This is a genomic window from Virgisporangium aliadipatigenens (assembly GCF_016863615.1).
Classification (GTDB): Bacteria; Actinomycetota; Actinomycetes; order Mycobacteriales; family Micromonosporaceae; genus Virgisporangium; species Virgisporangium aliadipatigenens.
The window spans coordinates 61,702-86,715 of sequence record NZ_BOPF01000037.1 but is presented as its reverse complement, the minus strand read 5'-3'; the positions used below and the strand labels follow the sequence as shown (position 1 = coordinate 86,715).

Sequence of the window (25,014 nt, the reverse complement as noted above, 5' to 3'; positions counted from 1 at the left end):
GGTGGTGGCGGGAGGCAGCGGTCGTCGCGGTGGCGTTCGTGCTCTGCCTGCTCGGAGGTCTGCTGCACGACGACGACACGTTGGCACCGCCGCCGGCGCCGACCTATCTCATCGCCGCGGTGTCGTCGGCGATGCTCCCGGCGCGGCACCGCGCGCCCGTGGCCACCACGATGGCCACGACCGTGTGCGGCATGCTCGTGGCGCCCTTGGGCCTGTTGCCCAGCCCACTCGTCATTGCCCCCGCACTCATCAGCGCCTACTCGCTCGCCGTACGCAGCGAACTGCGGGTAGTGGTCGCGGTTCTGCTCCCATCCGCCGCACTGCTGGTCGCCTTCACCCCGTTCTTCGAGACCGACTTCTCGTGGGAGGACACAAGCAGGCTGGTGACCGTGGCCGCGTCCCCGCTCGTAGCCGCCGTGTTCGGCCGCTCGGCGCAGCACCGGCGGGCCTACCTGACGGTCGTGCAGGAGCGGGCGCGTCGGGCCGAGGAAACCCGGGACAGCGAGGCCCGCCGGAAGGTAGCCGAGGAACGGGTCCGCATCGCCCGCGAACTGCACGACCTTGTAGCCCACCAGATCACCCTGGCCAACGCGCAGGCCGCTGTCGCCGCCCACCTCTTCGACACCCGCCCGGAGCAGACCCGCGCCAGCCTGGAGGAACTGGTCAAGACCACCCGCCAGGCCCTCGACGACCTGCGGGCCACCGTCGGCTTGCTGCGCCAGCCCGACGACACATCCGCACCCACCGATCCAGCGCCCGGGCTATCGCAGGTACCCGCCCTGCTGAGCGCCTTCCGCCGCGCGGGCCTGGAGGTGTGGATGCACGAGGACGGCACGGCCAGGCTGCCACCACCGGCAGTCGACCTGACTGCCTATCGCATCATCCAAGAGGCCCTGACGAACGTGACCAAGCACGCTCCCACCAGTAGCGCCCACGTGCGCATCGCCTGGAACCGCGACCACGTGACCGTCACCGTCACCGACAACGGCAGCGGCTCTCCGACGCCGGAGCGCCCACCCGGCCACGGTCTGATCGGCATGCGTGAACGAGCAACCGCGGTCGGCGGAACCCTCACGGCTGGCGCGCGCCTCCAGGGAGGCTTTCTCGTCTGTGCCCTCCTGCCTCTTCCAGCTGCCGAGAACACAGCACGGAGGACTGACGGAACACCCGCAGAGGCCAGGGATACGCTGTGACGCTCCGAGTGCTCCTCGCCGACGACCAGGCGCTGCTACGGGGTGCGTTCCGCACGCTCCTCGAAAGCGCCGACGACATCGCCGTGGTCGGCGAGGCAAGCGACGGCATTGAGGCGGTGGCTCTGACCCGCGAGCTGCGCCCGGACGTAGTGATCATGGACATCCAGATGCCCGGCATGGACGGCCTCACCGCCACCTTGGAGATCTGCGCCGATCCGGATCTGCGCGCCACCCGCGTACTGGTCCTCACCACCTACGAGACCGACGAGTACGTCGCACAAGCCCTACGCGCAGGGGCCAGCGGCTTCATCGGCAAGGGGATCGAGGCCCAAGAGCTGCTGAATGCCGTGCGTACGATCGCCGACGGCGACACCCTCCTGTCCCCCGCCGCGACCCGCTCCCTGGTGGCCCGTTTCCTCGCCACGCCGGTTGACACTCCACCACGCCGTCCCGAACGACTCGCTGCGCTCACCCCGCGCGAACGCGAGATGGTCGCTCTGGTCGCGACCGGTCTGTCCAACATGGAGATCGCGGACCGGATGTACCTCAGCCCCTTCACCGTCCGCGCCCACGTGCACCGCGCCATGACCAAGCTGGAGGCACGCGACCGCGCCCAACTTGTTGTCTTCGCCTACCAGACCGGTCTGGCTCGCGTTGACCCTAACGGCGGCACCGACCAGGTGTGACGGCCGGACGAGGAGCCAGTGAAGCGCCACGCAACACCCTCCTTGCGCCAACGGCCGCCCTCCGACTCGATCGGCGTAGGACGCGACGTACACCCGAAAGAGAATCGAGTTCGGTCCGCCGACTGCTGTCATGATCGCAGCCTCTTCGGCTTCGAAGTCCAGTTCGACCTCGCCCCAGGGCGAGGACGCCCTGAATGCAAGCTCCGACCGGAATTCGTCCAACGCCGGCCGATCTACCGGTGAACCGAGTCGGCATACCACTCCGAACCGCAACAACCCGTCCTCGGCCGGCTCGGTCCGACCCGGGTCATGAGGTTCGTCAACGAACACCGTGACCGCTTCGCGGTCGCGCTACTGCTACGTGTCCTCAGATCACCGAGTCAACCTACTACCAGTGGGTGAAACAGGTCGAGCAGCCCTGTGACCGGGATTTGGTCGACCTCGTGATGCTGAGCGCGATTAGCGGTCCGCTGCGGGAACGGGCCTTCCCATCGGTGAGCTCTGTGTGACGTCGTCCAGCCAGCTCAGGCCAGCGACGGTGCTCAGTTGTCGAAGTGATCGCCGCAGTGGCGGCCTCTTCGACGCGGTGGATCGCGATGAGGCCGTAGCGGTCGTGCTAGCGCTCAAGAGCGAAATTCGGTGGTCGCACTCACCTTTCCGGCTACAGTCTGCCGACATGATCGATCCCGAGATCCTTGCGTATTACGAGCACGGGCTGGAACAAAAGCGATTGAGTGCCGATCAGCGGCGGATCGAGTTCCTGCGGATCTGGGACCTGCTGGAACGTTACCTGCCCACAGCGCCTGCACGAGTAGTGGATGTAGGCGGCGGAGCCGGCGTCTACGCGCTCCCGCTCGCCGCGGCCGGATACGAGGTGCACCTGATCGATCCGGTGCCGCTGCACGTGGAACAGGCTGAGGCCGCTTCCCACGCTGCGTCCGCTCCGTTGGCCAGTACGGCTGTCGGAGACGCGCGGGCGTTGGACGCCGAAGAGGCCTCTGCGGATGCCGTCCTGCTCCTCGGGCCGCTTTACCACCTGACGGACAGGGACGACCGGATCAAGGCACTGCGAGAGGCCCGGCGGGTTCTTCGGCCGGGCGGTGTGGTCCTGGCGAAGGCGCTGTCCCGGTTCTACCCACTCTTCGAGGACATCGCCCTTGGCACACCGGTCGAGCAGGACGAATTCGAAAAGAACATCACGTTCCTCGCCGACGGGCAGTACCGCAACCCCGGTGGCGACCCGACTCAGTTCACCACCTCCTACTTCCACCGGCCTGAAGATCTCGCTGAGGAAGTGCAGGAGGCCGGCCTGGAGATGCGCGCGCTCGTCGGCGCCAGCGGCAGTGTCAAACTGCTGCCCCAACTCCCCGAGCGGCTCAAAGAACCCGGGCAGCGCAAGCGGGTTCTCGATCTGCTGCGACTACTCGAGAACGAACCATCGATTCTCGGAATGAGCCAGAACTTCGTCGCAATCGGTCAGGCACCCAGCGCACCCTGAACCCGATCTCGCTTTGTCAGTCACGCAGCGATCTGGCTTACCAGAGCGCGAGGAAGAGGCTCCCGCCTCGGACCGCAGCCGAGGCCCTGCACCGGCGTTGGCCTGTGGTTTGTTCACCAGACCGCCGCGGCGACATCCGTGTCGAGCACGACCTGCTGCGCCGCACCCGGATCTCGAGCGGCTTCGGCAAGCGCAACCACCGCACCACGAACGACGACGACCCCTAACCGCGCGGCGCTGATGACGTCTGAGGTTCCGTCTCGAACCTGACGACTGTCAGCAGTCGCGGGCCCCCCGCAATCGGTCCACCCAGATATCGTCGGCGCCGCGCACTGCGGTCCTCCGAACGAGGCGTGGGCGCGGTGTGCGACTCGTCTGGCCTCAGTCGTTGCGATCGAGAAGACCGTCTGTCATGCAAGCGTGCGGTCTACCTTCTCGATCGCCTTCTTCGCCACCGTCTCGGTGATCGCGCTGTCGGATGATCCGACGCCGGCGTTCATGCTGCGGGACCTGGCGGACGACCCGACGTGGTGGTTGTCGCCGAGGCCGCCCGGTCGCCCACGATGCCCGCCGAGGTGGTCATGCGGCTCGCCCGGCATCCGCACCTGGCGGTCCGGCGTGGCGTTGCCGGCAATGAGGCGGCCCCCGCGTCGCTGTTGGCGGCGCTGGGCACTGACGGGACGTTGCCGCCAGCGCGGTTGTGCTACGGCTGCGACGCGAGCGCGGACCCGCCGCCCGGTATGTGCTGCCGCGGCCGGCACGAGGGCGCGTTGGTCGACCTGCGGTATGCGCTCGTGGCGAACCCGACGACGCCACCGCAGACCGTCGCCGGGTGGGTCGAGGAACCGGCGATGTGGGTGCGGTGGGCGGTGGCCGAACGGCAGGACCTGCCACCGGAGGTCTACCGGCGATTGGCCGGCGACCCGGTACCGGGCGTACGGGGCGAGGCGGCGGCCAACCCGACGGTCACGGAGAGCCTGATCCGGGTGATGGCCAGCGACGACACCAACGACGTGCGGCGACGGCTGGCGCACAACCCGCGCGTCCCGCTCGACGTGCTGGCCGAGATCGCGCCTATCACGAGGATCGGCCCGGCGCTGCTGCCACGCATCGCCGCCGCCGGCCCGGCCGAGGTGGCACAGATGGCCCGCTCACCCGTCGCCGCGGTCAGGATGCTCCTGGCCGCACGGCCCGACCTGCCCCCAGAGGTGGTGAACCTCCTCGCCGAGGATCCGGACGCGAAGGTACTCAAGTCGCTGGCCCCGAACCCGGCGCTCACCGAAGCACAGCTACGCACGATGGTGGCCCGCCACGGCAGCCGCGTCGTCGTCCGGGTGGCGCACAACCCCACCTGCAGCCCAGGTCTGTTGCACGAACTGGCCACGCACGTCCCGCCGGTACAGAAGGCCTACCGGATCATCGCGGCGCATCCGCACGCCGACGCGGCAACCCTGACGCTGTGCCTTGCCGACCACCAGGGCCGACCCGTCGCCGCACGCCATCCGACCCTGCCAGCCGCGACGATCATCAAACTGCTCGACGATCCCGACGAGCGGGTGGCCGAAGCGGCCGCGGCGAACCCCTCCCTGCCACGCCCCGCGATGGAGACCCTCCTCGCGTCATGGCGGGTGAACCCCGAGACGCTACGGAGCCCAGTGATTCGCCGGAGCGGCACGCCGGTGAACTGCCTCCAGTTCGTCACCGACCACCGCACCGCCGCCCAGCCGCACATCCGTATGGATCAAGATCACGGTCACGGATTTGCCGCGCTTCGCGCGCTACGCGGATCTGCCGCTGAGCGCTCGCTTGCCCTCAAGGAATGGAACGGCATGGTGCGTGGCAAGGCTCAGTCGGGTATGTCGGTGACCTCATTAGGTCCGTCGGCCGGGGCAAGTGGGGCGAGATCGAACGGCCGCACGACCCGCCGGTAGGCGATGCGCCAGGAGCCGCCGACGATGCGGTAGTGGTCCTCGTAGCTGCCGCCGCCGGCGATCCACCGGCGGTCAGGCAGCTGGACGAGGATCACCACGTCGCATCGGCCTTTTGCCGTGGCGCCGTTGAAGTCGATGACGTGGTTGGCGGTGGCGTGCTGCATGATCGGGAAGGTCCGCCACTGGTCCTGGACTGCGTTGCGGATGGACTCGATGCCGACGAAGCGGCGGTCCGGGCTGGTCTCCCAGACCGCGTCGGTAGTCCACACTGATGTCCACCGTTGCAGGTCACGGTGGTCGGCACCGATGCAGTAGTCGTGTACCAGCCTTTGCAGTGCCAGTTGCGCTTCGACCCGCTCCAGCCGGAGCGCCAAGCTCTCGAACGTGACCACGATGGGGACGTTACGACGCCCCGCCCAGCGGCCCGTCGTCGGGGCCGAGTGCGGCACCGCGAACGGCCCAAACGATCAAGGCATCCGGATCTGCCGCCGATGGTGCGCTCGGTCGCCCGGCGAGGCGGTGTCGAAGGTCGGGTCTGGTTCGGCGGAACCGCGGTGGTGCGGCTGGTGAGGTCGGAACATCACCCTCTTCACGGGCAAGGGGGAACTTGACCCGCCGTTTCGGGTCGAGCGCCACGACGCGGAACCGGTCGTCGTCCGCGAGGTGCCGAACATGGTGCACCTCGAACGCGTCGTCGGCCTTTGGGAACATCTCCGACCACCACAGGTACCACCCGCACAGCCCTTCCGTTCGAGGATGCCGCAGCCCGGGAGCGACCCGCCCCTGACCTTTCTGATCCGTCGCCCTGCGCGGCACGGCAACCACCGCAGCCGCCGACCGGCCGCAGCAACACACCGCCGTGGCCATCACGACCGGCACTCCGCTCTCGGCCGGAGCCGACCCGGCACCAGCGGATCCGTGAGCCGACGGCGAGCAGGCCGATGCGGGGTGCCTAATGCACGGTCTCCAGTTCCCTGGCCGGTGGTCTCTCGTCCAGCGGCTCGTGGCCGCCGGGCAGCAGGCGGTCAAGCCACTTCGGCAGCCACCAGTTGGCGTTGCCGAGCAGGGTCATGGTCGCCGGTACCAGCACCATGCGCACGATCGTGGCGTCGACGAAGATGGCGGTGGCCAGGCCGAGACCGAACATCTTCGTCGACGGGTCGTCCGCGACGGCGAAGGACAGGAAGACCGCCACCATGATGAGCGCGGCGGAGGTGATGACCCGGGCGGTGCCGGAGATGCCCCGCACGATCGCGGTGCGGTTCTCCCCGGTGCGCAGGTACTCCTCCCGCACCCGGGACAGCAGGAACACCTCGTAGTCCATGGACAGGCCGAACAGGATCGCGAACATGAACATCGGGATGAACGACACGATCGGCACCGTGGACTCCAGGCCGATCAGCGCGCCGCCCCAGCCCCACTGGAAGACCGCGACCATGATGCCGTAGGACGCGCCGATGCTCAGCAGGTTCAACAGAACGGCTTTCAGCGGTACCAGCACCGAGCGGAACACCAGCAGCAGCAGCACGAAGGACAGCGCCAGCACGGCGCCGACGAACGCCGGCATGCGGTCACTGGTCCGCTTCCCGACGTCCGACAGGCTCGCCGCGGCGCCGCCGACGTGGGCCTTCGCCGGGCCGGCACCGACCGCGCCGGGCAGGACCTCGGCGCGTAGCCGGGCGACGGTGTCCGTGGTGGCCTTCTCCTGCGGCCCGCTGGTCGGGAACAGCACCAGGGTCGCGATCCCGGTCGCCTGGTCGATCTGCGTCCCGGCGACCGACGCGACGCCCCGGTCGGCGGTGACCGCGGTGACGACCCGGTCCAGCGCGCCCGGATCCCCGGCGGTGGTCATGGCGATGATGACGGGACCGTTGGCGCCCGGCCCGAAGCCTTTGGCGACGAGGTCGTACGCCCTGCGCTCCGTCCGGTTCCGCGGCATCGAGCCGTCGTCCGGCAGACCCACCCGCAGGCCGAACACGGGCAGCGTCGCGGCGAGCAGAAGCGCGGCGGCACCGACCGCGTAGAGCCCCGGGTGCCGGTTGACATGCCCGATCCAGCGCACCCACCCGGTGCCCGCGGTGGTAGCGGCCCGCCACCGGACGACGCGGCGCATCAGCCGGCCCGGGCGGCCCAGGCGGGCACCGGCGAGGCCGAGGAAGGCCGGCAGCAGCGTCACCGACGCGAGCACCATGATCAGCACGACCAGGGCGACCGCGAGCCCGCCGATCGTCATGAACGGCACATCCGCGACCGCCATGCCGAGGATCGACACGACGACGGTGCCGCCGGCGAACACCACGGGCCGCCCGGCCGTGGCCACCGCACGCGCCGCCGCCTCGGACGGCTGGACACCCGCGGCGAGGTACTCCCGGTGCCGGGCCAGCACGAACAGGGCGTAGTCGATCCCGACCCCGAGCCCGACCATGCTGCCGAGCACCGGCCCGAACGTCGGTACCTCGATGAACCTGGCCAGGACCGTCATCGTGGCGATGCCGACGGTCAGCCCGAAGATGGCCATGCCGATCGGGAGCGCGGCGGCGATGAGCGAGCCGAACGCCAGGAACAGGATCGTGGCCGCGGCGAGGAGGCCGACCAGCTCGCCGATGCCGGCGCCCGCATCGGAGAAGGCGAAGAACAGGTCCCCGCCCATCTCGATGCGCAGCGGCAGCTCACCGCGCAGCCGTTCCACGGCGGCGACCAGCGCGTCGAGGTCCTTGGCCGACAGCTCGTCCTGCGGCGGGTACTGCACCCGGATCAGCGCGATCCGCCCGTCGGTGGAGACCAGACCGGCGCGGACGGCGGCGTCGCCACCGGCGTCCAGCGCCTGGACCGGCTCGCCGGTGCCGAGCACGTGCGGGAGCTGCCGCACCTCGGCCTGCAGTCGGGCCAGCGCCGTCCGCGCGGCACCCTGGTCGAAGAAGCTCACGCCGCCGTCGAGCGGGGTGACGACCACCTGGGCCGTCATGCCGTCCTGGCCGGTGCCGGTCTGCTCGATCAGCTTCGCGGCCAGTTGCGAGTCCAGCCCGGGGGCGGTCATCGAGTCGGCGGGCCGCCCACCGAACGCGCTCGCGGCGACGACAGCGAGCGCGGCGACGAATAGCCAGGCCGCGATCATCCGCCACGGATGGCGGGCCGCGCCGCCGCCCAGACGGGACAGGGCTTTCGAAAGCATCGGGGTCCTCCAATGACCTCATCGGCCGCTGTACCCCGGCCGCTGATGCAAGGCTCGTCGTCGCAGCACCGGCGGGCATCGGCCCGCGAGCCGCAGATCCGTCCCTCCACGGGCCGAGCGGTCGGCCGTTCTTTCGGCCGATGCGCGTGCCGGTGCGATCCCTAGGCTGGACAGTGTGCTGACCGATGACCTGCGGAATCTGTGGACCGAGCCGCGGCCCGCCGATGTGCCCGTGCGGGTGTGGAGGGACTGGGCGCTGCTCGCCGCGGGACTGGGTAGCGCGGTCACCGAGGCCACGCTGCGCGACGACCTCGTGTGGCGGCCGGTGGCCCTTGTGCTCGCCGTCTGGTCGTGCGCGTTGCTCATGTGGCGCCGGACCCGGCCGCTGACGGCGGTCGCGCTCGGGTTCGGTGCGATCATCCTGCTCGGGCTGGCGTCACTGGTGGCGGACCCGCGCGAGCCGGTCGGGCTGGGCAGCAGCGTGATCGTGCTGCTGCTGGTGTATGCGCTGCTCCGGTGGGGATCGGGACGAGAGATCGTCCTGGGTATCGGGATCCTCCTCGTTGCGTTCGTCGTCCAGGCGGTCGAGGACGACATCATCCCGCCCGCCGAGCAGATCGCGGGGTTCGGGTTCCTGTTCATGCCGGCGGTGATCGGGGCGTCGGTGCGGTTCCGGGCGACCGCCCGCGAGCGGCTCCTGGACGGGGTGCGCTCCAAAGAGCGAGAGCGACTGGCCCGGGAACTGCACGACACGGTCGCCCACCACGTCTCCGCGATGGTGATCCGCGCCCAGGCCGGTCGGGTGCTCGCCGGCGTGGAACCGGCCGCCGCCGTCGAGGCGCTGGAGGGCGTGGAGGAGGAGGGCGCGCGCACGCTGGAGGAGATGCGGGCCATGGTCGCCGCGCTGCGGGACCGCGGCACCGGCGCCGACCTGGCCCCCATCGCCGGGGTCATGGACCTGGAGCGGCTGCTGAGCGGCACCGGCGGCCGGCTCCCGATCGACCTGCGGCTCGACGGTGACCTGGACGCGCTGTCACCGGCCGTGGACGCGGCGGTCTACCGCATCGTGCAGGAGTCGGTGACCAACGCCCGGCGGCACTCCGTCGACGCCAGCGGGATCATCGTCCGGGTCACCGGCGAGCCGGAGCGGATCACGGTGACGGTGCGCAACGACGGGGTACGCGCCGGCAAGAGCCGCGATGGGTACGGTCTGGCGGGGCTGCGCGAGCGGGCCGCGATGCTCGGCGGCGAACTGCGGGCCGGGCCGGGCGCCGAGCACGGCTGGCAGGTCACGGCCGAGCTGCCCCGGAGGAGGACGCACAGTGCAGCCCATTCGCGTCGTCATCGCTGACGATCAGGCCATCATCCGCACAGGGCTGCGCATCATGCTGGACCTCCAGCCCGACATCGAGGTGGTCGGCGAGGCGTCCGACGGGAGCGAGGCCGTGCGGCTCGCCCGTGACCTGCGGCCCGACGTGTGCCTGTTCGACATTCGGATGCCGGGCCTCGACGGGCTGGAGGCTACCCGGCAGCTCGCCGGACCCGGCGTCGCCGACCCCGTCGTGGTCGTCGTGATCACGACGTTCGACCTCGACGAGTATGTCTACGGTGCGCTGCGCGCGGGCGCCCGCGGGTTCCTGCTCAAGGACGCTGGGCCGGAGCTGCTGGTCCAGGCCGTCCGGTCGGCGGCGGACGGTCAGGCGCTCATCGCCCCGAGCGTAACGGTGCGTCTGCTGCGGGCGTTCGCTGACGTGCCGGTCGGGCGGCCCATGACACAGCCGGTCGTCCCGGTCACCGCCCGCGAGGAGGACGTACTCATCGCCGTCGCCCGGGGGCTGACCAACGTGGAGATCGCCGACGCCCTGCACATCAGTCTGAGCACGGTGAAGACCCACCTCGCGAGCCTGATGGGCAAGCTCGGCGTCCGGAACCGGGTTGAGATCGCGATGTGGGCGTACGAGACCCACCGCATCGTCCCCGGCGCCTAGCTAGTGCGCCGCCGGCTGCCAGGACCGGGACAAGTTCCTGGCTGGCGGCGAAGAGATGAGCGGCGGATGGGAGCGTTGCGGCCATCTACCGATGAGCACCCGTTACACCAGCCGGTGATCTGCAGCGGGCTGGTGCGGTGGTCAATGCGCGCGAGCTGGTACCTGTTGATTCGCGCACCCTCCGGCGGAACGGGATCGGGTTGCGCAGAGGCGTCGAGTTCGGGGTGATCCAAGTGCCCCGGTTGGCGGTGAGCAGCGTCCGGGAGATCGGCTCGGGCGCCAAAAAGGCTACCGAACCGCATACCAGCGTTCGACGTGTCGGTCGTCAGCTGAGCGGACGCTCATGGACGCCGTACTCCGCAAGCATCCGGCGCAGCGCCGGCAACTCTCCGGAGACCGCTCGCGGCGTGCGTACCGCCAGTGGCGACGATGTGGCCTCTCGTAGCCTGGCCGCATAGGTGGGCGCACCGCGCGGGTTGGGATGAGTCACCAACTCGTCCGGACTGTCGATGTCGAGCACCAGGACAGGCTCGCCGAACGGGCCGCGGCCGGGCCGCCAGCCGGTGATCACCGACCAGGGCGCCGCGGCATCGTACGGTGGGCTGTCAGGAAGTCCCCGGCGCCGCTCGCGGGCCCGGACCCCGCGGTAACGCACGTGTACGCCCTCTGGGCTCAATTCGGCCAGCGGTATGCCGGATCCGCCGTCGAGGCCCTTGAGGTGGGCCGCGTTGAGGCCGAACGCGACGATCAGCCCCAACGGAAGAAACACAACGAGGAAGATCAGCACGCCGTACAGGACGCTGAGCACCGGCCTGGATCCCTCGTAGCCGGCCACCGTCCACCAACCGGCAGCGGCCAGGGCGGCAGCGGCGGCGAACCACCAGACATAGCCGAGGACGGCTCCGGCCGGTCCTCGGGGGCCGCGCAGCACCAGTACTCGGCCGGACCCCTGGTACCCGTCGAGGGTCACTTCGGCGGCTATCGGTTCATCCGGCCGAACCGGTCGGCCTCGTATCCGACGTCGGACGCCCGCTGGTTGAGCTGGTCCATGATCCCGCGGAGTTCGGCCGGCAACTCCACCTTCTTCAGCATGCCCGTCACGTCGACTGCGCCTTGCGTGGGCATGAGCTCCCGGAGGACCTCGGCGAGATGGTCGTGAGCGGCTTGGACGGCCTCGAGCACCGAGTCGCGCACTGATTCGCTGCCCAGCCGCAGCGCGCGCGGGTTGATGGTCATGTCGCGGAGGACCCCGCGGGAGTCGACGACGGCGGTGACCATGCCGTCGGCACTCGCACCCTCGCCGGTCGCTGTCGCGATGGCTTCGCGCTGCCGCTCGAACGCCGCGATCTGCTCCTGGACCTGCCCGGTGAGCTTGCTCAGTTCTTTCTCGAAGTCGGTCACTGTGCTCCCCCCGTTCCCGGTCAGGCCGTCGACCAGGAAATCTGGATCTGCTTCAGGTCGGGCGTGTGGTCACCCTGCTCGTCGAAGCGCTGGAAGGCGCCGAACTCCTTGATCACGCCGAGAATCAGCGTACCCGCAGCGGCCAGGACGGAGACGACGGTGCCGGTGGCCTTGAGCCAGGCCGCCGAGGCCAGCGCGCCCAGCAGCTGAATGATCGGCTGCACGACGGCCGCCTGCGGTCCGAACTGCATCGAAAAGAGAGCGCTGATCTGGGCGAAGAAGGGTCCGGTGAAAGAGATGAACGCCAACCAGAATGCGCCGAGCAGTGCCGTCACCGCCAGGACCAGCGTCGACGCCGCGGCCACCGCCTTCTGCATCTGGGCGAGCTCACGGTTCATCTCCGTGATGACCTTCCGGTATTCGACGACGCTCGCGTCCTCCCAGCCGCCCGTCGCCGACGTGGCGATGCTGTCGAACTGCTTGTTGACCTCGGTTTCCAGCGTCGTGGCGATATCGGCGAGCCGCCTTCCCACGGTGACCATCGAGGGCCCGTTGGCGACGATGAGCGCGGCGACGATGGGCGTGGGCAGGTAGGTCGGCGACATATAGGCGGTGTAGCCGGCGGTCCCGAGCGCCGCGATCTGGGCGCCGAGCCCGATGATGGTGTCCACGTCGTTCCACTGCAGGCCGTCGCCGCCCAGCGGACTGGTGAAGGTCCTGGCCAATCCGGTGTCGCCAAAACCCCCGCCGTAGCTCTGGCCGTCGCGCGTACCTTCGTACAGGCCGGGGACGGTCATCATGTTGACGTTGACTTCGTCGGCGGTCAGGTAGTTGCGGACCGTGATATCGAGGCCGTTAGCCACCGCCTCGATCGATTCCACCGCGACCTGCAGGTTCTGCACGTGATAGTCCAATGTGGCGTTGTACTGCGCCTCGATGACGCTCAGCGCGACGCCCATGCCGGGTGGGTCGATGCGGTACCCGTTGGCAAGCTTGTCGGCTGCCTTGCTCGTCGCCGGCACCACGATCTCGCGTAACCCTTTGGCGGCATTGGTCACATTCGCCGAGTTGAGGACAATTTTTCCCATCGATCCACCCCCGCTTCCGGTCGCCGCCTCGCGCGTCAACACATATGTACCTTAACGGTGCCAGGACCGGCTCCGGCCCGGGAAACCCGGCGTGACCGTCCCGCCGCCCGCGGCGACGAACTGCGCGAACTCCTCGACAAGCACATCGACGCCAACGACCTCGTTCGATTCGTTGACGGCTCGCCCCGGCGGCCGGCAGCCGGGGCGACACGTTCCACACGCCGCTCGTCCCAGGTGCGCCCGCGCACGCCGGCCGGACCGTCGGAGCCACAAAGGCGCGACCTTCGGTTCGAGGGTGAGCGGGGTATGCGGGCATGGGCACTCCGGTGTGACTCAGCGCGGCGGCGGGGCGGACGAGCGGCGTACCACCAGGGTCGGGGACAGGGAGATCAGGCGGGACGGTTTGGCGCGGTCGTCGATGCGTTCCAGGAGGAGGCGGGCGGCGTCGCTACCCATCTGGCGGCCGCCCTGTTCGACGCTGGTGAGACCGATGCCGCCCAGGGCGGCGAAGTCGGTGTTGTCGTAGCCGACGACGGAGATGTCGCCGGGGACCGACAGGCCGGCGTCGGCGATCGCCTCGAGCGCGCCCATCGCGGCGATGTCGGCGCCGGCGAAGATGGCGGTGGGACGACGCGAGCGAGCGAGCAACTGCCGCGCGCCGAGATAGCCGCCCTCCTTGCTGTAGGTGGTGGCGACGACGTCGATCTCGTCGCCGAGGCCGCGGGCGCGCATCGCCTGCCGGTAGCCCTCGGCCCGGATGGTGTTGGGCATGGTGGTGACGAGGTGCCGTTGTGATTCGGCGTGCGCGATGTGGGCGATGCGGCGGTGTCCCAGGTCGGCGAGGTGGTCCACGACGAGGGCGGCGCCGGCGACGTCGTCGGTGACGACCGTGTCCAGCAGGGTCGACCGGAGGTGCCGGGCAACGACGACGACGGGCACGGCGCGGGCGGTCTGCTCCAGTTCGGTCGGGGTGGCGGCGGGCACGATGAGGATGAGGCCGTCCATGCTGCGGTCGATCATCGCCTCGGTGACCCGATGCTCGATCTCGCGGACGTTGCGGGCCGGGCCGAGCAGGATCTGATAGTCGGTGGCGTCCAGGACCTCGTTGGCGCCGTCGATGATCTCGGGGAAGAAGGGGTTGCGGATGTCGGGCAGCATCAGCCCGATCGTGTAGGTGCGCCCCCGCAGGCCGCGTGCCGCGGCGTGCGGCCGGTAGCCGAGGTCGCTCATCGACTTGCGCACCTTCGCCTGCATGGCGGGGCTGACGCCGTAGGCGTTGCGCAGCACCTTGGACACCGTGGTGGTGGAGACGTTGGCGTGCTCCGCCACGTCGACGATGGTGATGCGCCGGGGCGGTGCTGACTGTTCCATCGTTCTCCCTCGCGGCCGATGTGGAGAACGTTTATCACGATCATGGTGCGGCCCCAAGAGCGAGAACTCTTGACGCCGTGGTCACTCGCCCCTAGTGTCGGCGCAACATCGGGAAACGTTACCCATGGCGTTCGACATGCTGTCGGACGGGCGACCACGCGCGACGACGAGCGGTGAACCCCGCGACCGATCCGGCGCGCCGTTATAGATGAAACGTTTCACAGCGATGGGTTCAGCCGATGGGAACTCCCCGACGAACGGCCCCATCCTGGTGGTTCGTCCTGCCGGCAATGTCCCATCGTCACCGCCGACCTGTGGCGCAACCTGCTCGGCCCGAACCGCGCCGTGAACAGCTGATCAGCATCGTGCCGATCCTCGTCATCTACTTCGCGCTGCAACGCAGCATCATCAACGGTTTCGCCGGAGGGCTCAAAGGATGACACCGCACCCCTACGGCCTGACCGTCGAGCAGCGCCACGAACCGCTCGGCCTCGACGCCGCACGGCCCCGCCTGTCCTGGAAACTGGCCGCCGAACGGCGCGGTGCGGCCCAGAGCGCCTACCGCATCGTCGCCGCACCGCGCATCGTGGACCTGGACGACCCGGACCGGCTGCTGTGGGACACCGGACGCCGCGAGTCCACCGAGGGACTGCTGGTGCCGTGGGACGGTCCGGTGCTGGCATCGTCCACCCGATACCACTGGCGGGTCACCGTCTGGGACGAGGCCGGCGCCGAGGGCGGCAGCGCGCGCAGCTGGTTCGAGACGGGGCTGCTGCACCGCGACGACTGGCAAGCCGTATGGATCGGACGCGACCACGCGACGGCGCCGCCGTTCGACCCGCCGCAGCGGATGCCCGACAGCGTCGCCACCGGAACGACACCGCCGCCGCTGTACTTGAGAAAGACGTTCCATATCAAGGAAAAACCGGTACGGGCCCGGCTGTACGCGACGGCGCGCGGGGTGTACGAGCCCCGCCTCAACGGGACGAGGGTCGGCGACCACGAACTCGCGCCCGGCTGGACCGACTACCACGTCCGGCTGCAGTACCAGACATACGACGTCACCGACACGCTGCGCACGGGCGACAACGTCCTGGGCGCCGTGGTCGCCGACGGCTGGTGGTCCGGCTACGTCGGCTTCGACCCGCGCCGCCCGGCCCTGCACTACGGCGACACGACCGCCTACCTCGCGCAGCTGGTGCTCGACTTCGCCGACGGATCCCGCCGCGTCATAGCCACCGACGACACGTGGACCGAGGGCGAAGGCCCGATCGTCGTCTCGGACCTGCTGATGGGCGAGCACGTCGACGCCCGCCGGCGCGAGGACGCGCTCGCGCCGGTCGCCGTCCTGGACACCGATCCCGGGCCGCTCGTGGCCGAGCCCGACCATCCCGTGCGGGTCACCCGTGAGCTCGCGGCCGTCACCGTGCACCGCCCCGGGCCGGACCGGCACATCGTCGACTTCGGGCAGAATCTCGTCGGTCGGGTCCGCCTCACCGTCCGCGGTGCCGCCGCCGGGCAGCGGATCACCTTACGCCACGCCGAGATTCTCGACGGCGACGCGCTCTACGTCGCCAACCTGCGCCGCGCCGAGGCGACCGACCGCTACGTCGCCGCCGGCGACGACACCGAGGTGTTCGAGCCCCGCTTCACCTTCCACGGCTTCCGCTACGTCGAGGTCCAGGATTATCCGGGGGAACTGGCACCGCCCGACATAGCCGCAGTCGTGCTGCACAGCGACATCCCCTGGACGGGCCGCTTCGAATGTTCGGATCCGGCGGTCAACCGCCTGCAGGCGAACATCGAATGGGGCCAGCGCGGCAACTTCGTCGCCGTTCCCACGGACTGCCCCCAGCGCGACGAACGCCTCGGCTGGCTCGCCGACGCCCAGATCTTCGCCCCGACGGCCGGCCGCAACGCCGACGTCTCCGCGTTCTTCGCCCGCTGGATGCGTGACGTCGTGTCGGGACGCACCGCCGAGGGCGCCTTCCGCGACGTCGCGCCCGTGGTCGCCCTGTACCGCGAGGGCGCGCCCGCATGGGGCGACGGCGGCGTCATCATCCCCTGGTACCTGTGGCGCGCCTACGGCGACCGCGCCGCGCTGGCGGAGTCCTACGAGGCGATGCGCGGCTGGGTCGCGCACATCCGCCGGCACAACCCCGACCTGCGCTGGCGCCACCGCACCGGCAACTCCTACGGCGACTGGCTGCAGATCGACGCGACGACCCCACGGGATCTGCTCGCCACCGCCTACTTCGCGCGCAGCGCGCAGATCGTCGCCGAGGCGGCCGCCGTTCTGGGCCGCCACGGCGACGCCGCCGAACACCGCGCGCTGCACACCGGCATCCGTGACGCGTTCGTCGAGTCCTATGTGGACGGCGACGGCACCGTCACCGGTGGCACCCAGACCGGCTACCTGCTCGCGCTCGCCTTCGGGCTGCTGCCGCCGCGGCTGGTGCCCGCCGCCGTGGCGCATCTCGCCGCCGACCTCGACAAGCGCGGCAACCGGCTCACGACCGGCTTCGTCGGTGTGGCGCTGCTGTGCCCGGTGCTGTCCGAACACGGCCGCGCCGACCTCGCCTACGCGCTGCTGCACCAGGACGAGTACCCGTCATGGGGCTACTCGATCCGCCACGGCGCCACGACGATCTGGGAACGCTGGGACGGCTGGACCGCACACAACGGCTTTCAGTCGCCGGCGACGAACTCGTTCAACCACTACAGCCTCGGCAGTGTCGGTGACTGGCTCTACGGCCGGGTCGCCGGCATCGACCAGTCCCCGGACTCCGTCGCGTACCGGGAACTGCTGCTGCGGCCGCTGCCCGGGGGGCGGCTCACCTGGGCCCGCGCCGAACAGGAGACCGTCCGCGGAACAGTCCACTGTGGATGGTCGCTGGAGCACGGTCTGCTCACCGTCGACGTGACGGTGCCGCCCGGCTGCACCGCCGTCCTGGAAGTACCCACCCCGGACCCGGACTCCCTGCGCGAGGGTGACCTCCCCGCGGCCGGGGCGCCCGGTGTCCTCCGGGTCGAACGCACCGCTGCCCGGGCGACCCTGCGGCTGACGTCCGGCCGCTACACCTTCACCGCCACCGCACCCACCCCCTGACGTCGCGGGAGACATCCCATGAGATGACCCCGACCGCTGGCTCCTGCCCTCACCATCCGCTCCGGGATCGGGGGTGTTGGCGGAGGAGGAATTCCAGCCGGTGAAGTCCTGGCCGACCGGCGGCCGGTCCGCGCCCGTGCGGGCGATGTCGCAGACATCCCGCCAGGTGTCGGCGACTACCTGTGGCTGCTCGCCGGCGGCGTCGGCCCGCTGGAGACGGTCGAGGGCAACGCGCGGAGCGCGGTCGCCAAACCTGAGTTGATTCGGCCCTGACCCTGCCGGAGTTCACGCCGTGACCTCGATCCGGCCGTGCGTGCGCGGTGGCGGGCACCCCTCCGGACCGGCGGGGTGCGACCATGCCGGTGTGGACACGGACCGGTGCTGGGAGATCATCGAGGCGGCACGCGCCGACATCGACATCGACTGGAACGAGTGTGACAGCGAGTCGGAGTACTCCCTCGACGCCCTGTTGACCGATGCGCTGGTGGCGCGGCTGGCGCGGCTGAGCCCGCCGGAGATCGCCGCGTTCGAGGTCCGGTTCGCCGCGTTGCAGGGCCGGGTGGCGGACCACGACGGCATCCACAAGGCCGTGTACCTGATGACACTCGGCGTCGGCGACGACGGTTTCACCGACTTCTGTGCGGGGATCGTCGGCCTCGGCCGCCACTGGTTCGACCTCGTGACGGCCGACCCGGACAACCTGGCCGACCATCCGGCCGTGCGGCTGATGGCGGCCGGCCGGCTCGACGAGTTCACCTTCCAGGCAGAGGGCGTGCAGTTCGCCGCGCACACGGCCTACGAGGAGGTCACCGGCGACGAGGACGGGCTCTACGACGAGGTGGAACGGGTCGGGGAGACGATGGAGGACGACCTCGGTCCCGCGCCGGCGCCGCTGCCACGGCCGGTGCGGCTGCCCCGCCTGGAGGCGCTGTTCCCCGGGAACCACGCGATCCTGCTGGATCGCTTCGGCGACGGCGACGTGGACTACAGCAACACCATGAAGTACGAGGCGCGCGCGGTGGTGATCGCGTTCAACGATCGCATCAACCACGGCGATCTGGAGGGCCTCGCCGCGCTGATGACCGACGACCACGCCTTCGTCGACGGCGCGGGCGCGGTGGTGGTCGGCAAGGCGGAGTGCACGGAGGTGTGGCGCGGCTTCTTCGCGGCGTTTCCCGACTACCGCAACCACTTCGAGGCCGTCTCCGCGGTCCGCGGCGTCGTCACCGTCGACGGTTGGTCCGAGTGCCGCGAACCCGCGCTGGCCGGACCCGCGCGCTGGAGCGCCGTGGTCCGCGCCGACAAGGTCGCACGCTGGCAGGTCGAGGCCCCGGCGGGGACGGACGTCACGAGCTGAGGTGTCCGCCTCGAACGACACCCCGCCCACCACGCCGCGATGCTCCAGTGGGCCATGATCACCCGATGCCTCACCCGACCGGACCCCGCCACACAGCGGCCTGAGCCCCTTATTTCACAGGCACTGAGGACCCGGCCGGCGGCTCCGGTGGGGCGCTGGCCATGATCTGACGATTGGCGACCGGCCGGCGTGGCCGAGGCTGTTACGGGGGCCCGTCGCCGGGGCGAACGAGCCCGTGTTGGTAGGCGAGGACGACGAGTTGGGCGCGGTCGCGGACGGCCAACTTGGTCATTGTGCGGTTGACGTGTGTCTTGGCGGTGAGCGGGGAGACGTAGAGGCGTTCGGCGATGTCGTCGTTGGACAGGCCGTGCGCGACGAGGGTGAGGATTTCGCGTTCGCGGTCGGTGAGGGTGTCGAACGGTGCGCTGTCGGCCGGTTCGCTCGGTTCCGGTTGGCTGAGGAATCTGCCGATGAGGGCGCGGGTGGCTTTGGGCGAGAGCAGTGCCTCTCCGGCGGCGACGGTGCGCACGGCGCGGACGAGTTCGGCGGGCTCTACGTTCTTGCCGAGGAATCCGGCGGCGCCGGCGCGCAGGGCCTTCACGACGTTGTCGTCGTTGTCGAACGTGGTGAGGATGAGGATCCGTACGCCGGCCAGGTTGTCGTCGGCGACGATGCGGCGGGTCGCCTCGAGGCCGTCCATGGTCGGCATGCGGATGTCCATGAGAACCACGTCGGCGCGAGCGGTTCGGGCGAGGTCGACGGCTTCGCGGCCGTTCACGGCCTCGGCGACGACCTCGATGTCGGGTTCGGTGTCGAGGATGAGTCGGAAGCCGCCGCGGATGAGGGCCTGGTCGTCTGCGAGCAGGACGCGGACGGTCACGGGCTGCGGACTTCCGCGGGGGCGGGCAGCGCGGCACGGAGCACGAACCGGCCCTGGGCGGCTTCGGTGGTGAGGGTTCCGCCGGCGGTCGCCGCGCGTTCCCGCATGCCGACGATGCCGTATCCGATCCCCGCTCCGGGGCCGGTGCTCGCGACCGGGTTGGAGATCTCGATGTGGATGTTCTCGGCGAGGTATGCGATGCGGAGGCGGGCCGTGCCGGTGCCGTGCTTGTGGGCGTTGGTGAGTGCTTCCTGCACGATGCGGTAGGCGGCGAGGTCGACGACGGCCGGCAGGTTCCGGGCGTCGCCGTGCTGGCGGTGTTCGATCGTGAGGCCGGCGGCGTGGAGGGCGTCGAGGAGTTCGGGGAGGCGGGCCAGGCCGCGTACCGGTTCGGTGGACAGGTCGAGGTCGTCGGCTTGGCGCAGGACGGCAACGACGGAGGAGAGTTCCCGTAGCACGGTGTCGGAGGCGCGGCGGATGTGTTCCAGCGCGCTGCGGGCCGCCTGTGGTTGTCGGTCCAGGACGTGGCCGGCGGCGCCCGCCTGCACGTTGATGACGGCGATGTGGTGGCTGACGACGTCGTGGAGTTCGCGGGCGATGCGCATGCGCTCCTCGACGACGCGGCGGTGGACCTCTTCCTCGCGGCTGCGTTCGGCGCGGCGGGCGCGTTCTTCGACCTCGACGACGTAGGCGCGACGGCTGCGGGTGGCGTCGCCGATCGAGGCGGCCATACCCAGGGAGGCCAGCACGCCGATGATGTTCGGACCCCACCAGCTGCTCGCCGTGAGCAGAAGCCCGGCGGTGCACAGCGAGACGGCGAGTGTGCCGGCCGCCAGCCAGGTGGTGCGCCGGTCGGTGCGTGCGGCGACGGTGTAGGTCAGGACCACGAGTGCCATCACGAGGACCGGTTGCTGGACGCGGGTCACGACGATGTAGCCGAGGGCCGCGACGCCGGTGACCACCAGGATCGGCAACGGCCACAACCGCCGCCCGGCCACGGCGAGGAAGGCGAGCACGACGGCGAAGACGCCGGTCGTCGCGACGGACGGGCGGGGATGGTGCGGCGCGGCGGCGGTCGCCGCGAGCACGATCGGGCTGACGAGGGCGCAGCCGAGCAGGGCGTCGAGCAGCTGGGGATACCGCCGCGCGGCCGTCCGTGCCTGGCGCACCACGGTCAACTCCACTCCCGAAACGTAGGCGGTCAGCCACGGCGCGCGCGTCGTCCGGCCGTGGTAGGCCGCGAGGCCCGGTACTGCATCCGTGGTATTGCGGCCGAACGGCGTTACCACGGCTGGAGGACGCTGCGCCGCGTGCACGAAAGCCAAGGTTGTGTTGGTTTGCCGTACACCTGGCATTCATATGCGGTTTGAAGCTCGTTCAAAGCCGGCTTTGAGGTCCAGGTGCTTTCGTCCTTGTTCGTCCGTGACTCTACGAGATGGGCTGAAGCTATGCGATTGCCGTTCCGACGACGCGCGGTTGCGCCGGATCGCACAGTCACCGCGGAGCCGCCGGATTCCGGCCGGACGCCGGCCGACGCGGGCGGGCCGCGCAGCGACGACCACGCCGGCCACGCACTGCGCGCGCCGAGCAAGCTGCACGCGTTCAATCGATACGAGATCAAGTACGTGCTGCCCAGCGCGGCGGTCCCGGAACTGCGGGCGGAACTCGCCGGCCGGCTCGACCTCGACAGCCACGGCGTCAGCGGCGGCTACGGGGTGTGGAGCGTCTACTACGACACCCGCGACCTGCGCTTCTACTGGGAGAAGATCGAAGGGTTGCGCTTCCGGCGCAAGCTGCGGGTGCGCCACTACGGCGACCGGTTCACCGTCGACGACGACTCGACCGTCTTCGTCGAGATCAAGCAGCGGGTCAACCGGGTCACCCAGAAGCGCCGGGTGGCGCTGCCGTACCGCCTGGCGCGGGAACTGTGCGACGGGCGGGTCATGGTCGAGCACGAGCCGGAGCAGCGGGCGTTCCTGGAAGAGGTCCTGGAACTGATCTGCGGCCTGGACCTGCGCCCGGTGGCGATGACCGGTTACCAGCGGGAGGCCTTTGTCGGGCGGGACGCGGACGCCGGGCTGCGGGTCACCATCGACCACCGGATCCGCGGCCGGGACCGCGACTTCGCGCTCGGCGCGGACGCGGAGAACCGGCTCATCGTGCCGGCCCGGCTGTCGGTGGTCGAGTTCAAGGCCAACGAGCGGGTGCCGTACTGGCTCACCGATCTCGCCGCCGAGCTGAACATGTCGGTGGTGCGCGTTTCCAAGTACTGCCAGAGCGTCGAGGCGTTCGGCCGGGCGCCGCGCTCTGTCTTCCATGTTGTCGACGATATTCCTTCCCTGAGTGAGGTCTGACCCATGCCGTTCGACGTCCAGGATCTTTCCGGCACCTTCAGTGTCGGCGACATCGCCATCGCGCTGACGCTGTCGTTCCTGCTCAGTGCCGGGATCGGTTGGGTCTACCGGTTCACCCACCGCAACATCTCCTACAGCCAGTCCTATGTGCAGACGCTGGTCATCCTCGGCATGCTCATCTCGCTGATCATGCTGGTGGTGGGTTCGAACATCGCGCGGGCGTTCGCGCTCGTCGGGGCGCTGTCGGTGGTGCGTTTCCGCAATGCCATCAAGGAGACCCGCGACGTCGGCTTCATCTTTCTGGTGATGGGCGTCGGGATGGCCGCCGGCACGCGCTTCTACACGCTGGCGATCGTCGCCGCCGTCGCGATCAGCCTCGTCATCCTGGTGATGTACCGGTTCAACTGGTTCGCCTCGAACATCCAGCGTCAGGTGGTCAAGGTACAGGTGCCGCCGGACGGCAACTACACCGAGCACGTGCAGGACGCGCTCATCGCGCACACCAGCGAGTTCGAACTGGTCAGCATGGAGTCGATCCGCGGCGGTGCGCTGACCGAGCTGATGTACACCGTCAAGCTCAAGAAGGGCCACGAACCGGGTCAGCTCATCTCGGCTCTGAGCGAGCGCACCGGCGGCCAGCGGGTGACCGTGCTGACCGGCTACGACCAGACGGACCTGTGATGGCCGAGCCTCGCAGTCGACTTGTTCACCGGATACCGGTGCGGGTGCGGCACTACTGGAAGCTGCTGGCCACCTGCGCGCTGTTCCTGGGCGTCTGCGCCGTGGTGTTCAGCACCGTCCGGGTGGCGCCGCTGGTCACCAGCACCAGCGACAGCGCCGAGGATCCAGTCACACAGGACATCGCGGGCACCGTCGACCTGTTCGACGCGTCGGTGGCGCACAGGGTCAGCCTGACCTTCCGCGACAGCGACTATCAGCGGCTGCTCGACGAGTTCTGGGACGAGGGCGAGAAGGACTTCCTCGAGGCCGACATCACCATCGACGGCACTCGCATCGCCAGCGTCGGCATCCGACTCAAGGGCAACTCCACCCTCGCCGGGCTCACCCGCGACGGCAAGTCCCGCCCGAACGGCTTCGGCGCCGGCCGTCCCGACGCCGGCGGTGCCCAGCAGCGCCAGCCCAACGCTCCCGGCGGCGGCTTCCCCGGCGGCGCACAGGGCGGTGCCCCTCCCGGCGGTGCCCAGGGCGGGGGCCCGGGCGGCGCGCAGGGCGGCGGCTTCGGCCGGGCCTCGCTCAAGGCCGAGGAACCGGAGACCCTGCCGTGGCTGATCCGCTTCGACGAGTTCGTCGACGGGCGCCGCTACCAGGGCCACCGGGAGATCGCCGTGCGGGTCGCCGGCATGGGCGGCGGCAGCACGGTGCTCAACGAGGCCGTGTCGCTGCACACCCTCGCCGCGGCCGGGCAGACCGCACAGCGTTACGCGTACACCGGTTTCACCGTCAACGACCGGCCGACCACGGCACGACTGCTCGTGGAACATCCCGACGAGGGCTTCGCCGACACCCTGGGCGGGCACGGTGTGCTCTACAAGAGCCTGGCCTCCGGCAGCTTCACCGACAAGGGCGACGACCCCACCGCGTACGCCGCCGACTTCAAACAGATCACGATGAAGGGCAGCCAGGATCTGCAACCCGTCATCAACCTGATCAGGTGGGTGAGCACCAGCAGCGACGCGGAGTTCGACGCGCACCTGGCCGAACACATCGACGTGGAGTCGTTCGCCCGGTACACCGCGATCCAGAACCTGCTGCTCAACTTCGACGACATGGCCGGACCCGGGCGCAACTACTACCTCTGGTACGACCTGACGACGAAGAAGTTCTCCGTGGTCGGCTGGGACTACAACCTCACCTTCTCGGGCAACGCCACCCAGGGCCCGAACGAGCAGGGCCGCATGGGCGGCGGCCGCTTCCCGCAGAACGGCGGCGCACCGCAGGACTTCCAGCCGCCGCAGGACTTCCCGCTACCGGAAGGCATGCAGCCGCCCGAGGGAATGCAGCCGCCGGGTGGCAACGCTCCCGGTGGGCAGGGCGGCCGTGGCATCGGCGGGCTGGGCGGCCACAAACTCAAGGAACGCTTCCTGGCCAGCACCGCGTTCAAGAGCGTCTACGAGAACGCCTACCGCGACCTCTACCGCAAGATCTACGCGAACGGCGCCGCGGCGAACGCTCTCGACAGCATCAGCACGGTACTGTCCACTGTGGACGGATACGACGCGCAGAAGGGCGCCACCGACGTCGAACAGCTCCGCACGCTGATCCGGCAACGCACCGAACACCTCGCCACCGACAGCGTCATCACCGGCGGCTGAACCACGACCACTCACGCACGGGCGGCGGTCTCCTCGCACGGCACGTAGGAACCGCCGGCCGCCCGCCCCGGCAGTACGGCCACGACCAGGGCCAAGACCCGGTTGCGTTGCGTACCTCGCGGCTGGTCACCGGACCGGTCACGATCGCCGTCCGTCCCGGTAAGGCGTGCCGGTGGCGGAACGGGCGGCGGTCGTGCGGGCCGAGGCTGCCGCCGCGCTCGCGGCTTTAAGCAGTCTTTCAGGTCGATCCGGCATCATCCGGTGTCATGACAGAATCTTCGGCCCTTCGTCCGGCTGACGGCATCCGGTGCTGCGACGCCGACCGGGAGCGGACGTCCGGGCGGCTGCGCGACGCGGCCGCCGCCGGGTACTTGACGATGGACGAACTGGACGAGCGCGTCACCGCCGCGTACGCCGCCCGGTACGGCCACGAGCTCGACGCGCTGGTGCTCGACCTGCCGCGGTCGGAAACGTCGGCCGCGGCCGTCCTGGCCACGTCATTGGCCCGGCTGCGGACGACGCTGGCGGTGCTGCTCGGGCGGGACGGATCCGGGTGGATGCGCCACCGCCGGACGATCCTCGCGATCGTCGTGTTGGCCGCGGTAGCCCTCGCCGTCATCGACTGAGCGTCTCGGGCAGGTGACGTACACCGC

23 protein-coding genes are annotated in these 25,014 nt (G+C 69.9%); 14 read left to right on the top strand and 9 right to left on the bottom strand.

Annotated elements, in window-relative coordinates; genetic code table 11:
• The first annotated feature begins 29 nt into the window (after positions 1-29).
• The 5 genes from Val02_RS37365 to Val02_RS37350 all read left to right on the top strand — a co-directional run bounded on the left by Val02_RS37365 (position 30) and on the right by Val02_RS37350 (position 5,308).
• Positions 30-1,193, top strand: a complete 1,164-nt coding sequence (locus tag Val02_RS37365) for a sensor histidine kinase (protein WP_239153633.1) — start codon at positions 30-32, stop codon at positions 1,191-1,193.
• Positions 1,190-1,879, top strand: a complete 690-nt coding sequence (locus Val02_RS37360; protein ID WP_203904037.1) for a response regulator transcription factor — start codon at positions 1,190-1,192, stop codon at positions 1,877-1,879. Before Val02_RS37365 ends, Val02_RS37360 begins: the two co-directional genes overlap by 4 nt.
• Before the next feature lie 676 nt (positions 1,880-2,555).
• The gene (locus Val02_RS37355; RefSeq protein WP_203904036.1) at positions 2,556-3,377 is read left to right on the top strand and encodes a class I SAM-dependent methyltransferase; all 822 of its coding nucleotides are present in this window, start codon (positions 2,556-2,558) and stop codon (positions 3,375-3,377) included.
• 104 nt (positions 3,378-3,481) lie between these two features.
• Complete coding sequence (locus Val02_RS48385; protein ID WP_275415647.1) at positions 3,482-3,604, top strand: hypothetical protein; 123 nt, start codon at positions 3,482-3,484, stop codon at positions 3,602-3,604.
• Between the two features lie 336 nt (positions 3,605-3,940).
• Positions 3,941-5,308, top strand: coding sequence for a hypothetical protein (locus Val02_RS37350; RefSeq protein WP_203904035.1), 1,368 nt, complete (start codon positions 3,941-3,943; stop codon positions 5,306-5,308).
• Here the strand turns inward: Val02_RS37350 and Val02_RS37345 are convergent.
• The 3 genes from Val02_RS37345 to Val02_RS37340 form a co-directional block, all read right to left on the bottom strand.
• The gene (locus Val02_RS37345; protein ID WP_203904034.1) at positions 5,224-5,700 is read right to left on the bottom strand and encodes a nuclear transport factor 2 family protein; all 477 of its coding nucleotides are present in this window, start codon (positions 5,698-5,700) and stop codon (positions 5,224-5,226) included. The genes Val02_RS37350 and Val02_RS37345 overlap by 85 nt on opposite strands.
• Before the next feature lie 10 nt (positions 5,701-5,710).
• The gene (locus Val02_RS48905; RefSeq protein WP_444546007.1) at positions 5,711-6,175 is read right to left on the bottom strand and encodes an immunity protein Imm33 domain-containing protein; all 465 of its coding nucleotides are present in this window, start codon (positions 6,173-6,175) and stop codon (positions 5,711-5,713) included.
• An 85-nt stretch (positions 6,176-6,260) separates the two neighbouring features.
• Positions 6,261-8,480 carry an MMPL family transporter gene (locus tag Val02_RS37340; RefSeq protein ID WP_203904033.1) on the bottom strand — a complete coding sequence of 740 codons (2,220 nt, stop codon included), beginning with the start codon at positions 8,478-8,480 and terminating at the stop codon, positions 6,261-6,263.
• Positions 8,481-8,655: 175 nt separating this feature from the next.
• On the opposite strand from Val02_RS37340, the gene Val02_RS37335 reads away from it, so the two are divergent.
• Both Val02_RS37335 and Val02_RS37330 read left to right on the top strand, forming a co-directional pair.
• Positions 8,656-9,831 carry a sensor histidine kinase gene (locus Val02_RS37335; RefSeq protein ID WP_203904032.1) on the top strand — a complete coding sequence of 392 codons (1,176 nt, stop codon included), beginning with the start codon at positions 8,656-8,658 and terminating at the stop codon, positions 9,829-9,831.
• A gap of 34 nt (positions 9,832-9,865) precedes the next feature.
• The gene (locus Val02_RS37330; RefSeq protein WP_239153637.1) at positions 9,866-10,468 is read left to right on the top strand and encodes a response regulator; all 603 of its coding nucleotides are present in this window, start codon (positions 9,866-9,868) and stop codon (positions 10,466-10,468) included.
• A gap of 325 nt (positions 10,469-10,793) precedes the next feature.
• On the opposite strand, the gene Val02_RS37325 is transcribed toward Val02_RS37330, so the two are convergent.
• The 4 genes from Val02_RS37325 to Val02_RS37310 all read right to left on the bottom strand — a co-directional run bounded on the left by Val02_RS37325 (position 10,794) and on the right by Val02_RS37310 (position 14,328).
• Positions 10,794-11,438: a hypothetical protein gene (locus Val02_RS37325; protein WP_203904030.1), complete on the bottom strand. Its 645-nt coding sequence runs from the start codon at positions 11,436-11,438 to the stop codon at positions 10,794-10,796.
• Between the two features lie 8 nt (positions 11,439-11,446).
• On the bottom strand, positions 11,447-11,869 hold the full coding sequence (locus Val02_RS37320; RefSeq protein WP_203904029.1) for a YbaB/EbfC family nucleoid-associated protein: 423 nt from the start codon (positions 11,867-11,869) through the stop codon (positions 11,447-11,449).
• A gap of 20 nt (positions 11,870-11,889) precedes the next feature.
• A complete protein-coding gene (locus Val02_RS37315) occupies positions 11,890-12,957 on the bottom strand; it encodes a hypothetical protein (RefSeq protein ID WP_203904028.1) in 1,068 nt (355 codons plus the stop codon).
• A gap of 333 nt (positions 12,958-13,290) precedes the next feature.
• Positions 13,291-14,328, bottom strand: a complete 1,038-nt coding sequence (locus Val02_RS37310) for a LacI family DNA-binding transcriptional regulator (RefSeq protein ID WP_203904027.1) — start codon at positions 14,326-14,328, stop codon at positions 13,291-13,293.
• 314 nt (positions 14,329-14,642) lie between these two features.
• On the opposite strand from Val02_RS37310, the gene Val02_RS48380 reads away from it, so the two are divergent.
• From Val02_RS48380 to Val02_RS37295, 3 genes are all read left to right on the top strand, one after another.
• The gene (locus Val02_RS48380) at positions 14,643-14,768 is read left to right on the top strand and encodes a hypothetical protein (RefSeq protein ID WP_275415646.1); all 126 of its coding nucleotides are present in this window, start codon (positions 14,643-14,645) and stop codon (positions 14,766-14,768) included.
• Positions 14,765-17,437, top strand: coding sequence for an alpha-L-rhamnosidase (locus tag Val02_RS37300; RefSeq protein WP_203904026.1), 2,673 nt, complete (start codon positions 14,765-14,767; stop codon positions 17,435-17,437). Before Val02_RS48380 ends, Val02_RS37300 begins: the two co-directional genes overlap by 4 nt.
• Positions 17,438-17,801: 364 nt before the next feature.
• On the top strand, positions 17,802-18,794 hold the full coding sequence (locus Val02_RS37295) for a DUF4240 domain-containing protein (protein ID WP_203904025.1): 993 nt from the start codon (positions 17,802-17,804) through the stop codon (positions 18,792-18,794).
• 202 nt (positions 18,795-18,996) lie between these two features.
• On the opposite strand, the gene Val02_RS37290 is transcribed toward Val02_RS37295, so the two are convergent.
• Both Val02_RS37290 and Val02_RS37285 read right to left on the bottom strand, forming a co-directional pair.
• Complete coding sequence (locus Val02_RS37290; RefSeq protein WP_203904024.1) at positions 18,997-19,674, bottom strand: response regulator; 678 nt, start codon at positions 19,672-19,674, stop codon at positions 18,997-18,999.
• Entirely contained in the window at positions 19,671-20,858 is a 1,188-nt protein-coding gene (locus Val02_RS37285) for a sensor histidine kinase (RefSeq protein WP_203904023.1), read from the bottom strand. The genes Val02_RS37290 and Val02_RS37285 overlap by 4 nt, the downstream gene beginning before the upstream one ends.
• Before the next feature lie 264 nt (positions 20,859-21,122).
• Between Val02_RS37285 and Val02_RS37280 the strand changes: the two genes are divergently transcribed.
• The 4 genes from Val02_RS37280 to Val02_RS37265 all read left to right on the top strand — a co-directional run bounded on the left by Val02_RS37280 (position 21,123) and on the right by Val02_RS37265 (position 24,987).
• Complete coding sequence (locus tag Val02_RS37280; protein WP_203904022.1) at positions 21,123-22,028, top strand: polyphosphate polymerase domain-containing protein; 906 nt, start codon at positions 21,123-21,125, stop codon at positions 22,026-22,028.
• A 3-nt stretch (positions 22,029-22,031) separates the two neighbouring features.
• A complete protein-coding gene (locus tag Val02_RS37275) occupies positions 22,032-22,709 on the top strand; it encodes a DUF4956 domain-containing protein (protein ID WP_203904021.1) in 678 nt (225 codons plus the stop codon).
• Complete coding sequence (locus Val02_RS37270; protein WP_203904020.1) at positions 22,709-24,361, top strand: CotH kinase family protein; 1,653 nt, start codon at positions 22,709-22,711, stop codon at positions 24,359-24,361. Before Val02_RS37275 ends, Val02_RS37270 begins: the two co-directional genes overlap by 1 nt.
• 266 nt (positions 24,362-24,627) lie before the next feature.
• Positions 24,628-24,987 carry a DUF1707 SHOCT-like domain-containing protein gene (locus Val02_RS37265; RefSeq protein WP_203904019.1) on the top strand — a complete coding sequence of 120 codons (360 nt, stop codon included), beginning with the start codon at positions 24,628-24,630 and terminating at the stop codon, positions 24,985-24,987.
• The last annotated feature ends 27 nt before the right edge of the window (positions 24,988-25,014 follow it).